The organism is Janibacter hoylei PVAS-1 (assembly GCF_000297495.1).
Classification (GTDB): Bacteria; Actinomycetota; Actinomycetes; order Actinomycetales; family Dermatophilaceae; genus Janibacter; species Janibacter hoylei.
In genome coordinates, this window is the sequence record NZ_ALWX01000022.1 from 95,518 (window position 1) to 108,073 (window position 12,556).

A 12,556-nucleotide genomic window follows, 5' to 3' on the forward strand; every position below is an offset into this window, starting at 1 on the left:
GTCGGGGCCCGGCTCAGCGGTGCTTGTCGGGCTCGAGCCGCAGGGTCATGAGCGTCGTGGCGAGCATGTCGTAGTGCCCGACGAGCAGCAGCAACTCGATGGCCTCTCGCTCGCTCGCGACTGATCTGAGGCGGTCCCACTGCGCATCGTCGAGGTCCTTCGTCGCCACGAGCGTCTGGGCGCTCTCGCGCAGCACCCGCTCGCGGTCGCTCAGCGTCTCCACGGCTGTGTCGGCGAGGATCCCCTCGATCTCGGCCGAGCTCAGCCCGGCTCGCTGACCGAGCAACCGGTGGTGCTCTCGCTCGTAGTCGCAGCCCCGTGCGGTGGCGACGGTGAGGATCACCAGCTCGGACTCCCTTCGCTCCAGGGAGCCGAAGGGCATGAGGCGCCCGGCGAAGTGCAGCCAGCCGGTGAAGAGGCCCTTGGTCCGCCCGAGGGTGGTGAAGATCGCCGGCGGCTCGGTGCCGGTGACCCGGCCGGCGGCGCGGGCGAAGCCCCACCGCACCGGCCCGAGCTCACGCAGGCTCCCCGGCCCGATGCGGGCGGTCACGAGCCCAGCGCCCGGGTCGTGCCGGTCGGCTGCTCGGTCGTGTAGGCGACCTGCTCCGTGCGGGCGATCTCGAGCGACTCCTCGAGGTCGGGCATCGGCTTGAGCTCGATGACCCGCTGGGCCACGTGTCGAAGGGGGACGACCGGCGGCACCCAGCCCGGCGCCGCGATGCGCCGCGACCGCTTGGCGATGCCCCGCTCGAGCGCCCGCAGGCCGGACTCGATGGGGGCGACGCCGCTGACGGTGCCGCCTCCGGTGAGCTTCTTGCCGGCGACCGTGTCGAAGCCGCGGCTGGTCATGTCGGTCGCGAGCTCGGAGTAGTAGGCGACGCCGACCTTGGCGCCCGTGGGCTTGATCTCTTGGCGGAAGGTGTTGCCGATCGCCTCGACCGCGGCCTTGCTCGCGCTGTACGCGCCGAGCAGGGGCAGGTGCACGGCCGCTGCGAGGGAGGCGGTCGCTAGGGCGTACCCGCCCGGGTGGGTGATGTGCGGGCCGGCCGCGCGCAGCGTGTAGAAGACGCCGAGGGTGTTGACCCGCAGGTGCGCCTCCATGACGTCGGGCTGGCCGCCGATGATCGGCAGCTGCTTGGCGATGCCGGCGTTGGCGACGACGACGTCGAGACCGCCGAGCTCGGCGACGAGCTCGGCGACCGCGCGGTCGACCTGGTCGGGGTCGGAGACGTCGCACTCACGCCAGGGGGGCGTGGTTGCGCTGCGCCGCCTCGGCGAGGAGCTCGGGCTCCAGACCGGCCAGCGCGACGCGGGCGCCGTGGGCGGTGAGCAGATCGGCCAGGCCGGCGCCGATGCCGCGCGCCGCGCCCGTGATGAGGACGCGACGGCCGCGCAGGGCCGGGGTGTACTTCGGGCGAGGTGAGAGGCTCATTACCCGACGGTAACAAGGTTGGCGCGAACCCGCGACCCCTCAGCCTCGTCGCGCAGCCCGTGCACGAGCAGCCCGAGCGCCGCCGTGTAGGTCGAGAGGATCACGGCGGACGAGATCGCCTGCGTCCGTGGGGTCTTCGCGTACTGCTGGCCGACGATGATCGCCGCGTCCGAGACGAGGAAGAGCGCGCCGCCGAGCGCGACCGCCCGGCCGTTGCGCGGACGCTCGCCGTCGCCCATGGCGAGCGCCGACATCGAGCCGAGCAGCAGGCCGTAGCCGGTGAGCACCGGGTCGGGGGCGCCGCCGTCGGTGTCGAGCACCGCGAGCCCGGCGAGGGTCGTCGCGGCGATGGCGGAGGGGACCGGGCGGGGGCGGGCGCCGTCGTGGAGGAGCAGCCCGATGAGCCCGATCTGCTGGACCCCGAAGGCGCTGGCGCCGCGGCGCATCAGGCGGCGCGACTCGTCGCCCTCGGCCCGGCTGGACCGGTACATCCACCAGTCGCCGACGGTCGACCCGACGAGGGCGGTGACGAGGGTGGCGGTGCGCTTGGGGCAGCGCTGCGAGCGGGTCGCGAGCACACCCGCTGCCAGGGCCGGCGCGAGCGCCACCTTGGTCGCGGCGTGCGTGCGGTGGCGGCCGATGACGTCCGCGGCGGTCGTCGCGAGGGCCAGAGGCACGTAGGCGAGCAGGTCGGCGCGGCCGCGGACGAAGGAGGAGAAGCTCACGAGGACTCCGGCTGTTGTTGGGTGATGCAGTGGATGCCGCCACCACGGTCGAAGAGCGGCCGGGCGTCGACGCCGACGACCTCGCGCCCCGGGTAGACCGAGCGCAGCACCTCCAGGGCGCGCTCGTCGTGCGGGTCGTCGAAGACGCAGGCCACGACGCCGCCGTTGCAGACGAGGTGGTTGACGTAGGACCAGTCGACGGGGCCCTCGTCGTCGGTCAGGGTCTGCGGTGCCGGGATGCGCGTCACCTCGAGGCGGCGGCCGGCGGAGTCGGTCGCGGCGAGCAGCACCTGCTCGATCTGCTGGCAGACCTCGTGGTCCGGGTGGGTCTCGTCCTCCTGCCAGTGCAGCAGCACGTGACCGGGTGCGGTGAAGGTCGCGACGATGTCGACGTGCCCGCGGGTGCCGAAGTCGTCGTAGTCCCGGGTCAGGCCGCGCGGCAGCCAGACGAAGGTGTCGACCCCGAGCAGCCGCCCGACCTCGGCCTCGATGTCCCCCTTCGTCGCCCCGGGGTTGCGACCGGGGTCGAGCTGGACGGTCTCGGTGAGCAGGACGGTGCCCTCACCGTCGACGTGGAGGCCGCCCCCTTCGTTGACGATGGACGAAGGGAGGTGGTGGGCGCCGGCGGCGTCGGCCACCTGCGAGGCGATGCGGGAGTCGAAGCCCCACGAGGCCCACTCCTGCGCGCCCCACCCGTTGAAGATCCAGTCGACCGCGCCGAGCTCGCCGTCGGGGGGCGAGGACGAAGCTCGGCCCGATGTCGCGCATCCACGCGTCGTCGAGGTCGGCGACGACGATGTCGATGGGGTGGGCGGTGTCGTTGCGCAGGTACTCGCGGCACAGGTGGATGTCGGCCGGCGGCACGACGAGGGTCACCGGCTCGAAGCGCGCCACGGTGCGCGCGACGGTCGCCCACGTCGTGCGGGCGCTCTCGACCTCCTCGGGCGTGTCCCCGAGCGTGTAGCCGTGGCTGGGCCAGGCCATCCACGTGCGCTCGTGGTCGGTCCACTCGGCGGGCATCCGCCACCGGGTCGCGTCGCCCATGGGGCCGCCCTCCTTGGTCGTCGTGGCTGCAGTATGCCGTCCGACACCGACGAGTGCCGACTACTACACTCCACGGGTGCGGCTGAGCCACTTCTGGACCCTGATGGAGGACGAGTTCGGGGAGAGCTATGCCCACACGCTGGCGCGTGGGCACGTCGTCCAGGCGCTCGGCGACCGGACGGTCACCGCCGCCCTCGACGAAGGGGAGTCCCCGCGCCGTGTGTGGGAGGCCCTGTGCGACGACCTCGACATCCCGCCGCACCGCCGGCTCGGGATCGACCGGGAGCCGATGCCGGTCCGCCCGAGATCGCGAACGAGCGGCCGGAGTGACGCCTACTCGATGACGTGGCCGACGCCGTCGAGCCCCGGGAGGTCAGGGACCGTGAAGGTGTCCAAGGAGCCCATGCGCGCGATCGTAGCGACGGGCGTCGCCCCCATTTTTCGTGCGGGTACTCTCGCCCCCGTGAACGACGTCCTCCTGAGCGCCTCCGGTCTGACGAAGACCTTCGGTGACTTCACCGCCGTCGACGGGATCGACATCGAGGTGCGGCGGGGCGAGTCCTTCGGATTCCTCGGCCCCAACGGCGCTGGCAAGTCGTCGACGATGAAGATGGTCGCCGCGACCTCGCCGCCCACCGGGGGAGAGCTGCGCATCTTCGGCCTCGACCCGGTGACCGACGGCGCGGCGGTGCGGGCCCGTCTGGGCAACTGCCCCCAGCAGGACAACCTCGACGAGGAGATCACCGTCGAGGAAAACCTCCACGTCTACGGCCGCTACTTCGGCCTGCCGCGCAAGGTCATCCGCGAGCGCACCGACGAGCTGCTCGACTTCGCCCAGCTCACCGAGCGCCGCAAGGACAAGGTCGAGCCGCTCTCGGGGGGCATGAAGCGCCGCCTGACGATCGCCCGCTCGCTCGTCAACAACCCCGAGATCCTCCTGCTCGACGAGCCGACGACCGGCCTCGACCCGCAGGCCCGGCACGTGCTGTGGGACCGCCTCTTCCGCCTCAAGCGGCAGGGCGTCACGCTCATCATCACGACGCACTACATGGACGAGGCCGAGCAGCTGTGCGACCGGCTCGTCGTCATGGACCACGGCCGGATCGTCGCCGAGGGCTCGCCCCGCTCGCTCATCGAGACCCACTCCACGAGAGAGGTGCTCGAGCTGCGCCTGCCCGTGGAAGACCACCTCGGGGCGGCCGGGCTGGTCGAGGGCGTCGGCGAGCGCGTCGAGGCCCTGCCCGACCGCCTGCTCGTCTACACCGACCACGGTGACGGTGCCCTCGAGGCGGTCCACGCCCGCGGGCTGCAGCCGGTCTCGGCCATCGTGCGTCGCGCCAGCCTCGAGGACGTCTTCCTCCACCTCACCGGCCGGACCTTGGTCGACTGATGACCGCGACACCGGTGGCGTCGACGACGGTGCGCCACGAGCACGGGGAGCGGGCCCCCCTTCGTCCGGTGGAGCGGGTGGCCGCCGTCGCGGCCTACTTCGGCCTCGTCTACCGCCGCACGTGGATGGGGTCGGTCTTCAGCCGCTTCGTCATGCCGCTGCTCTTCCTGCTCGCGATGGGCGTCGGGCTCGGCTCGCTCGTCGACGACGCCTCCGGCGGTGTCGAGGGCGTCTCCTACCTCCTCTTCGTGGCCCCGGCGATGATCGCGGTGCAGGCGATGATGACCGCGGTCAGCGAGTCGACCTACCCGGTCTTCGGGCTCTTCACGTGGAACCGGATGTACCACTCGATGCTCGCCACCCCGCTCACGGTGAGCGACCTCCTGCTCGGCCACCTCGCCGTGGTCGCCGCGCAGGGTGGCTTCGCGGCGGCGGCCTTCGTCGTCGTCGCGGCGCTCTTCGGCAGCTTCACGTCGTGGTGGGTGCTCCTCGCCGTGCCGATCGGCGTGCTCGTGACGCTGGCCTTCGCGGTGCCGCTCTTCGGCTTCACCGCCCGGGCGAAGGGGGAGTCGGCCTTCAACATCGTCTACCGGCTCGTCATCACGCCCCTCATGCTCTTTTCCGGCGTCTTCTTCCCCGTCGACCGCCTCCCGCTGGTCCTCGAGGTGCTCGCCTGGCTGACGCCCCTGTGGCACGGCGTGGAGCTGTGCCGCGCCGCGGCCCACGGGAGCTTCGCTCCCTTCGACCTGGTGCACCTGGCGGTGCTGCTCGTCGTCATCGCGGCCGGCTGGGTATACGCCCGCGCCGGCATGACCCGCAGGCTCGTCTCGTGAGCGCGGGGGTGCTCACGCCGGGCCTGGCGATGTGGCGCTCCGTGGTGGAGCGCAACGTCGTCGGCTTCCGGCGGCGGTGGGCGGCCTTCGTCACCGGCTTCGCCGAGCCGGTCTTCTACCTGCTCTCCCTCGGCATCGGGGTCGGGTCGCTCGTGCCCGTCGTGCTGACCGACGGCGGCACCGAGGTGAGCTATGCGGCCTTCGTCGCGCCCGCCATGCTCGCCGCGTCGGCGATGAACGGCGCGATCATGGACTCGACCTTCAACGTCTTCTTCAAGCTGCGCTACGCGAAGATCTACGACGCGATGCTCGCGACGCCGCTCGGCCCGCGCGACATCGCGGTCGGCGAGGTGGTGTGGTCGCTCATCCGTGGCGGGGTCTACGCGCTCGTCTTCTACCTCGTGGCGCTCGCCGTCGGGGTCGTGGAGTCGTGGTGGTCGCTGCTCGCGGTGCCGGCGGCGGTCTTCATCGGGCTCGCCTTCTCCGCCGTGGGCATGTTTGCGACGACCTTCATGCGCTCGTGGGTCGACTTCGACTGGATCATGCTCGTCATCCAGCCGCTCTTCCTGCTGTCGGCGACCTTCTTCCCGCTCGGCACCTACCCGGGGTGGGCCCAGCCGATCGTCCAGGCGACGCCGCTCTACCACGGGGTGGCGCTGGAGCGCGGGCTCATGCTCGGGGAGGTCGGCTGGGGCCTGCTGTGGCACGTCGGCTACCTCGTCGTGCTCGGCGTGGTCGGCATCTGGCGACCTCCCGCCGCATCGAGACACTCCTGCGGTCGTAGCCGACGGGCGACGAAGGGGGAGTCCCGGCGTGTCGGCGCGCCGCTCCCGACCTCGAACACGTGTTCGGGTAACGTCGTCCACAGGTGCTCGGCCGACGACACCGGCGTCCACAGCCCCACGGCAGCTGCGGACCGTTGTCGGTGCTGGCTCCTAGCGTCTGACCAGACACGCACGAGACGTCCGACAGTGCGATCCGGTCGCCGGTGGACGCGCCCGACACGACGACAAGGAAGGTGTGGCATGGCTGAGGTCACCGCCATCGACAGCAAGCTCCACGAGCAGAAGCTCAAGTCCCTCGACAACGTCATGGGCCAGATCGAGAAGGCCCACGGCAAGGGCGCGGTCATGCGCCTGGGTGACGACGTGCGTCCCCCGATCGCGGTCATCCCGACCGGCGCGATCGCCCTGGACGTCGCCCTCGGCATCGGCGGCCTGCCCCGCGGCCGCGTCGTCGAGGTCTACGGCCCGGAGTCCTCCGGTAAGACGACCGTCGCCCTGCACGCCGTCGCCAATGCGCAGCGCGCCGGCGGCATCGCGGCCTTCATCGACGCCGAGCACGCGCTCGACCCCGAGTACGCCAAGAAGCTCGGCGTCGACACCGACGCCCTGCTCGTCAGCCAGCCGGACACCGGTGAGCAGGCGCTCGAGATCGCCGACATGCTCATCCGCTCCGGCGCGCTCGACATCATCGTCATCGACTCGGTCGCCGCGCTCGTGCCCCGCGCCGAGATCGAGGGCGAGATGGGTGACAGCCACGTCGGTCTGCAGGCCCGCCTCATGAGCCAGGCCCTGCGCAAGATCACCGGTGCCCTCAACGCGTCGGGCACCACCGCGATCTTCATCAACCAGCTGCGGGAAAAGATCGGTGTCATGTTCGGCTCGCCCGAGACGACGACCGGTGGCAAGGCGCTGAAGTTCTACGCCTCGGTCCGCCTCGACGTGCGCCGCATCGAGACGCTCAAGGACGGCACCGACCCGGTCGGCAACCGCACCCGGGTCAAGGTCGTGAAGAACAAGGTCAGCCCGCCCTTCAAGCAGGCCGAGTTCGACATCCTCTATGGCCAGGGCATCTCTCGCGAGGGCGGCCTCATCGACATGGGCGTCGAGCACGGCTTCATCCGCAAGGCCGGCGCCTGGTACACGTACGAGGGCGACCAGCTGGGTCAGGGCAAGGAAAATGCCCGCAAGTTCCTCAAGGACAACCCCCAGCTCGGCGAGGAGATCGAGGTCAAGATCAAGACCAAGCTCGGCATCGGCGTCAAGCCCGCCGACGAGGCGGCTGAGGAGCCGGCCGAGGTCCCGGTCGACTTCTGATCGAGGGCACGTCATGACGGATCGTCACGACCCGGAGACCGTCGCGCGCCTGCGTGCGGCGGTCTCCGCCATCGAGGACGGCTCCCCGGTCCCTGCCCTTCGAGACGCTCGCCCGCAAAGCGGACTCCCTCCTCAGGATCCGGAGGTCGCTCAGCGACCGTCTCGAAGGATCCCGCCCCCCGGACCCGGCGACCCGGGACGCGGACTCCGACCCCCACGCGGTTGCCCGTGCCGTCGTGCTGCGCCAGCTGACCGGTGCACCCAAGAGCCGCAAGCAGCTCGAGGACGCACTGACCCGCAAGGGCTGCCCCGACGACGTCGCGGCCGAGGTGCTCGACCGCTTCGAGCAGGTCGGGCTCGTCGACGACGAGGCCTATGCGCAGGCCTTCGTCCGCTCCAAGCAGGCCGGGCGCGGCCTGGCCCGTCGAGCGCTATCGCACGAGCTGCGCGCCAAGGGGGTCGACGACGAGATCGCCCGTGCGGTCCTCGACGACGTCGACCCCGAGGACGAGCGGGCCAGGGCCCACGAGCTCGTCGCCAAGAAGCTGCGCTCGATGCACGGCCTCGACCGCGTGGTCCAGACCCGACGGTTGTCCGGCATGCTCGCCCGCAAGGGCTATGGCCACGACGTCGCCAGAGTGGTCATCACCGAGGCGCTCGACGCCGATCCGGAGCACCAGCGCGACTGAGCCGCACGCGAGGACCCGGCACGAGCTGGCCGCACGGTCGCCCGACCCCGCGGTGTGCGCGGCGATGAGGGGGTAGCCCCCGGTCACCGGGTGGTCGCTGAGGAAGAGCGTCGGCTGCCCGTCGCCGTTCACCTGGACCGATCCGCGGACCACCCCCTCGCTCGGCAGCTCGTCGGTGACGGCGCGCTCGAGGGTGGGTCCCTGCAGCCGCGCCCCGACCCGGTCGACGTCTGCCGTCACCGACCACTCCGCGCTCGTGAGCGTGCGCCGGCGAGATTGGCAAAGCCGGCGAAGGCGACCTCGACGACGGAGATCTCGTGGGCCCGGCTCGTCGCGCTCCCGGTGGGCCGGCCATGCGTGCCGGCGGCTGAGCGCAGGGCAGCGACTACCGCCGTCGTCGTCGTCACGCGTGGGTCGAGGGTGACGAGGACGGTGCGTACCGCACGGCGCGGACGTCCTCGACGGCGCTGGGGGAGTCCCCGTGGACGCACTGGGAGGAGACCGGTCCCTGACGACCTCCGCCGTCAGCTCGGCGGGGTCGACGTCGATGAAGCGACGGCCGAAGCCCGCGAGATCGCGGTAGGAGACCTGCGCTCCGACGACGACGCCGCGCTGGGCGCACAGGGCGACGACGGGCTGCATCGTGCGGGTGTCCCCGGCGTGGGAGCCGCACGCGACGTTGGCGCTCGTCACGACGTCGAGCAGGCCCTCGTCGTCTGTCAGGGCCCGCCGGCCGAAGCCTTCGCCGAGGTCCGCGTTGAGGTGGATGGTCACCACAGCGAGCTCGTCGCAGAGCCCTGCCGAAAGAGGCCTCGGGCGGGAAACCTTGCGGCAACCTCCCGGCCCTATGGTGTGGGGGTGACCCAGGTACAACGACAGTCCCAGGGCCGCGGGAACCCCGCGACCGCCGAGGGGCCGAGCATGTTCGACGACTACCCGACCGGGGACGCGTGGGACGAGATGTTCGACCACGGATCGGGAGAGCCCCGCGCTCCGTACAAGCCGATCCACCACACGCTGCGCGCGATGGACCCGGAGAGCCTCGAGGAGCGCGCCGATGCGCTCGCCCGGATGTTCCTCGACCAAGGCGTGACCTTCGACCACGCCGGGGAGGAGCGCCCCTTCCCGCTCGACGCCGTGCCGCGCGTCATCGACGCGGAGAGCTGGCAGACCGTCGAGCGGGGAGTCGCCCAGCGGGTGCTCGCCCTCGAGTCCTTCCTCGACGACATCTACTCACGCGAAGGGGCTATGCCACGGGCCGTCGAGGACGGCATCATCCCGTGGCGGCTCATCGCGACCTCGAGCCACTTCCACCGCGCCGTGGCCGGTCTGCGCCCCGCCAACGGCGTCCGGGCCCATGTCTCGGGCATCGACCTCATCCGCGACGAGCAGGGCGACTTCCGCGTCCTCGAAGACAACGTCCGGGTGCCGTCCGGCGTCTCCTACGTCATCGCAAACCGGCGTGCCATGGCCAACGTCTTCCCCGAGGCCTTCGCGACGATGCGGATCCGCCCGGTCCACCACTACCCGCGCATCCTGCTCGACGCGCTCCGTGCGGCTGCTCCCGAGGGCCGCACCGACCCGACCGTCGTGGTGCTCACCCCCGGCGTCTACAACAGCGCGTACTTCGAGCACACGCTCCTCGCGCGGATGATGGGTGTCGAGCTCGTCGAGGGTCGTGACCTTGTCGTCCGCGGCGGCGAGGTCCGGATGCGCACGACGCGCGGCGAGGAGCGGGTCGACGTCATCTACCGGCGGGTGGACGACGACTTCCTCGACCCGGTGCACTTCCGTCGCGACTCGATGCTCGGGGTGACCGGTCTCATCTCCGCCGTCCGGGCGGGTCGGGTCACCCTGGCCAACGCCATCGGCAACGGCGTCGCCGACGACAAGCTCGTCTACTCGTACGTGCCTGACCTCATCCGCTACTACCTCGACGAGGAGCCGATCCTCCACGGTGTCGACACCTACCGCTGCAACGAGCCCGAGGCCCTCCAGGAGGTCTTCTCCCGCCTCGACGAGATGGTCGTCAAGCCGGTCGACGGCTCAGGCGGCAAGGGCCTGGTCATCGGACCGAAGGCGAGCGGCGAGGAGCTCGACGAGCTGCGCGCCAACCTCGAGCGGGACCCGCGGGGCTGGATCGCCCAGCCCGTCGTCCAGCTCTCCACCGTGCCGACGCTCATCGACGGGCAGCTGCGCCCTCGGCACGTCGACCTGCGCCCCTTCGCCGTCAACGACGGGGACCAGGTGACGGTGCTGCCCGGCGGGCTGACCCGGGTCGCGCTGCCCGAGGGGCAGCTCGTCGTCAACTCCAGCCAGGGCGGTGGCTCGAAGGACACGTGGGTGCTCGCCGGCCGCTACGCCAAGGTCCCGACGAGCGGCGATGAGGTCATCCTCCTCGGCACGAACCGTCCGATGCCGAGCGACGACAGCGCGCCGCCCACCGAGCTGCTCGACTCCGAGACCGAACCGGGGGGCACCTCGCCACCGCAGGCGGTCCCGGACCATGACTCGACGGCAGGCGAGGAGGCCTGATGCTCAGCCGGATCGCGGACTCGCTCTTCTGGATCGGCCGGTACATCGAGCGCGCCGACGGCACTGCGCGCATGGTCGACGTGCTGCGCCTTTCGCTCATCGAGGACCCGGGGCAGGACGTGAACTACACCTCGTGGATGCTTCTCGGCGGGATCATGGGGCTCGACGACGTCAGCCCCGATGTCACCTACGCCGACGTGGCCAGCCGGCTCGTCTTCGACGCGGACAACCCGAGCGCCATCTCCGGCTCATGGCTGGCCGCGCGGGAGAATGCCCGCCGGGCCCGGGAGACCCTCTCTACCGAGCTGTGGGAGGTCATCAACACCTCCTGGCACCGGTGGAACGGCCTCGGGGCGCAGACCGCGACCCAGCAGCACCTCGGCTGGGTCACCGAGCGCGCCGCCCTCGTCGCCGGCATCGCCGACTCGACGATGAGCCACGACGAGGCGTGGGACTTCCTCAGCCTCGGGCGGTCGCTCGAGCGTGCCGACATGACGGCTCGGATCGTGGCGACCGGCGCGATCGACGGCGGCCCGAACTGGGGCGTCGTCCTCGCGAGCTGTGGTGCCCAGCAGGCGATGCTGCGCACCATGCGGGGTGTCATCACCGACCGCACCGCTGCGGCCTTCCTCTCGCTGGACCGTCGCTTCCCGCGCTCGGTCCTCGCGTCCCTGCGTGAGGCCGAGGAGCGGCTGACGACCCTCTCGCCGGACACCGACCGCGTGGGCTTCTCCGACGAGGCCCGCCGCATCCTCGGCCAGACCCGCACCCAGCTCGAGTACGCCGACCCGGACGACGTCCTGGACGACCTGCCCGCGATGATGGGTCTGGTCCAGGAGTCGGTCACCCAGGCATCGGACGCGATCGGGGCCCGCTACTTCATGTCGGGCCCGGTCCAGGAGTGGACGGGGGAGATCCTGTGAGTACCCGACGGCACCGCATCGTGCACCGGACGGTCATGCGCTACGACGGCGACGTCGTCGCCTCGCACAACGAGCTGCGGATGACGCCGCTGAGCGAGCCCGGGCAGACCACGCTCGAGGCGCGGATCCGGGTACGCCCGCACTCGTGGAGCAACGTCTACACCGACCACTGGGGCACCCAGGTCATGGCGGTCGAGTCCCAGGGCGCGCACGACACCCTCGAGATCGAGGCGATGTCGACCGTCGAGCGCGCGCAGACGGTGGCGGAGGCGAGCGGCACCGGCTGGGATGCGCTGGCCAACGAGCAGACCCGTGACCTGCTGAGCGAGCTCGTCACCGCGACACCGCGCACGACGACCACCGAGGAGCTGACGAAGATCGCGCAGGCGGCTCGCGACGAGCGGACCCCACGGGCTGCTGCCCAGGCGATCTCGACGCAGGTCCACGAGCGGATGAGCTACGCCAAGGGCGTCACGGAGGTCTCCGACACCGCCGAGGACGCCTGGGCCAAGGGGCAGGGCGTGTGCCAGGACTTCGCGCACATCACCCTCGCGGCGCTGCGCTGCATCGGCATCCCCTCTAGGTACGTCTCCGGCTACGTCGCGAGCGAGCCTGACCTCGAGCGCGGCCAGTCCTGCCCCGGCGAGTCGCACGCCTGGATCGAGATCTGGGACGGCGCGTGGATGCCCTACGACCCGACGAACCTCGCGCCCGTGGGGCTCGACCACGTCGTCGTCGGCCGCGGCCGCGACTACGACGACGTCGCGCCCTTCCGGGGGATGTATGCCGGACCCGAGCTCTCCGAGCTCGACGTCGAGATCACCTTCACCCGGGTCAGCTGAGGGTCCGGCGGTTGCCCCCGGATGCGCCGCGTCGGCAGAGCCTG

Annotated in this window: 10 protein-coding genes and 5 pseudogenes; 9 read left to right on the forward strand and 6 right to left on the reverse strand. The window is 71.4% G+C overall.

Annotation, left to right across the window (positions count from 1 at the left end):
• Window positions 1-13: 13 nt before the first annotated feature.
• From B277_RS05770 to B277_RS05785, 5 genes and pseudogenes are all read right to left on the reverse strand, one after another.
• Window positions 14-550 carry a carboxymuconolactone decarboxylase family protein gene (locus B277_RS05770; protein WP_007926142.1) on the reverse strand — a complete coding sequence of 179 codons (537 nt, stop codon included), beginning with the start codon at window positions 548-550 and terminating at the stop codon, window positions 14-16.
• Window positions 547-1,227 (reverse strand): annotated as a pseudogene (locus B277_RS18905) (SDR family NAD(P)-dependent oxidoreductase); the annotation flags it as partial. The pseudogene B277_RS18905 and the gene B277_RS05770, both read right to left, overlap by 4 nt.
• A gap of 10 nt (window positions 1,228-1,237) precedes the next feature.
• Window positions 1,238-1,432, reverse strand: a complete 195-nt coding sequence (locus B277_RS19470; protein ID WP_202948415.1) for an SDR family NAD(P)-dependent oxidoreductase — start codon at window positions 1,430-1,432, stop codon at window positions 1,238-1,240.
• Window positions 1,432-2,157 (reverse strand): lysoplasmalogenase, encoded by a 726-nt coding sequence (locus B277_RS05780; RefSeq protein ID WP_007926145.1) that lies wholly within the window; start codon window positions 2,155-2,157, stop codon window positions 1,432-1,434. The genes B277_RS19470 and B277_RS05780 overlap by 1 nt, the downstream gene beginning before the upstream one ends.
• Window positions 2,154-3,177, reverse strand: a pseudogene (locus tag B277_RS05785) (agmatine deiminase family protein). Before B277_RS05785 ends, B277_RS05780 begins: the two are co-directional and overlap by 4 nt.
• A gap of 22 nt (window positions 3,178-3,199) precedes the next feature.
• Between B277_RS05785 and B277_RS19475 the strand changes: the two are divergent.
• The 6 genes and pseudogenes from B277_RS19475 to B277_RS18350 form a co-directional block, all read left to right on the forward strand.
• Window positions 3,200-3,448 (forward strand): annotated as a pseudogene (locus B277_RS19475) (DUF3046 domain-containing protein); the annotation flags it as partial.
• A gap of 156 nt (window positions 3,449-3,604) precedes the next feature.
• Window positions 3,605-4,591 (forward strand): ABC transporter ATP-binding protein, encoded by a 987-nt coding sequence (locus B277_RS05790; protein WP_128276735.1) that lies wholly within the window; start codon window positions 3,605-3,607, stop codon window positions 4,589-4,591.
• Window positions 4,591-5,424 (forward strand): ABC transporter permease, encoded by an 834-nt coding sequence (locus B277_RS05795; RefSeq protein ID WP_007926159.1) that lies wholly within the window; start codon window positions 4,591-4,593, stop codon window positions 5,422-5,424. Before B277_RS05790 ends, B277_RS05795 begins: the two co-directional genes overlap by 1 nt.
• A gap of 29 nt (window positions 5,425-5,453) precedes the next feature.
• A pseudogene (locus tag B277_RS18915) lies at window positions 5,454-6,077 on the forward strand (ABC transporter permease); the annotation flags it as partial.
• A gap of 372 nt (window positions 6,078-6,449) precedes the next feature.
• Window positions 6,450-7,523, forward strand: coding sequence for a recombinase RecA (recA, locus tag B277_RS18920; protein ID WP_040880958.1), 1,074 nt, complete (start codon window positions 6,450-6,452; stop codon window positions 7,521-7,523).
• A 236-nt stretch (window positions 7,524-7,759) separates the two neighbouring features.
• Window positions 7,760-8,212 carry a regulatory protein RecX gene (locus B277_RS18350; RefSeq protein WP_007926161.1) on the forward strand — a complete coding sequence of 151 codons (453 nt, stop codon included), beginning with the start codon at window positions 7,760-7,762 and terminating at the stop codon, window positions 8,210-8,212.
• 105 nt (window positions 8,213-8,317) lie between these two features.
• Here B277_RS18350 and B277_RS19775 read toward each other — a convergent pair.
• Window positions 8,318-9,226, reverse strand: a pseudogene (locus B277_RS19775) (LamB/YcsF family protein); the annotation flags it as partial.
• Between B277_RS19775 and B277_RS05810 the strand changes: the two are divergent.
• The 3 genes from B277_RS05810 to B277_RS05820 are packed head-to-tail and all read left to right on the forward strand — an operon-like array spanning window position 9,134 to window position 12,512.
• On the forward strand, window positions 9,134-10,747 hold the full coding sequence (locus B277_RS05810) for a circularly permuted type 2 ATP-grasp protein (protein ID WP_007926167.1): 1,614 nt from the start codon (window positions 9,134-9,136) through the stop codon (window positions 10,745-10,747). The pseudogene B277_RS19775 and the gene B277_RS05810 overlap by 93 nt on opposite strands.
• Window positions 10,747-11,670, forward strand: a complete 924-nt coding sequence (locus B277_RS05815; protein WP_007926169.1) for an alpha-E domain-containing protein — start codon at window positions 10,747-10,749, stop codon at window positions 11,668-11,670. The genes B277_RS05810 and B277_RS05815 overlap by 1 nt, the downstream gene beginning before the upstream one ends.
• The gene (locus B277_RS05820; RefSeq protein WP_007926171.1) at window positions 11,667-12,512 is read left to right on the forward strand and encodes a transglutaminase family protein; all 846 of its coding nucleotides are present in this window, start codon (window positions 11,667-11,669) and stop codon (window positions 12,510-12,512) included. The genes B277_RS05815 and B277_RS05820 overlap by 4 nt, the downstream gene beginning before the upstream one ends.
• The last annotated feature ends 44 nt before the right edge of the window (window positions 12,513-12,556 follow it).

Excerpts from the sequence above, each read along its gene's own strand:
- B277_RS19470 (WP_202948415.1), bottom strand. The coding sequence starts at position 1,432 with ATGAGCCTCTCACCTCGCCCGAAGTACACCCCGGCCCTGCGCGGCCGT.
- B277_RS05790 (WP_128276735.1), top strand. The coding sequence starts at position 3,605 with ATGCGCGCGATCGTAGCGACGGGCGTCGCCCCCATTTTTCGTGCGGGT.
- B277_RS05795 (WP_007926159.1), top strand. The coding sequence starts at position 4,591 with ATGACCGCGACACCGGTGGCGTCGACGACGGTGCGCCACGAGCACGGG.
- recA (WP_040880958.1), top strand. The coding sequence starts at position 6,450 with ATGGCTGAGGTCACCGCCATCGACAGCAAGCTCCACGAGCAGAAGCTC.
- B277_RS05810 (WP_007926167.1), top strand. The coding sequence starts at position 9,134 with ATGTTCGACGACTACCCGACCGGGGACGCGTGGGACGAGATGTTCGAC.
- B277_RS05815 (WP_007926169.1), top strand. The coding sequence starts at position 10,747 with ATGCTCAGCCGGATCGCGGACTCGCTCTTCTGGATCGGCCGGTACATC.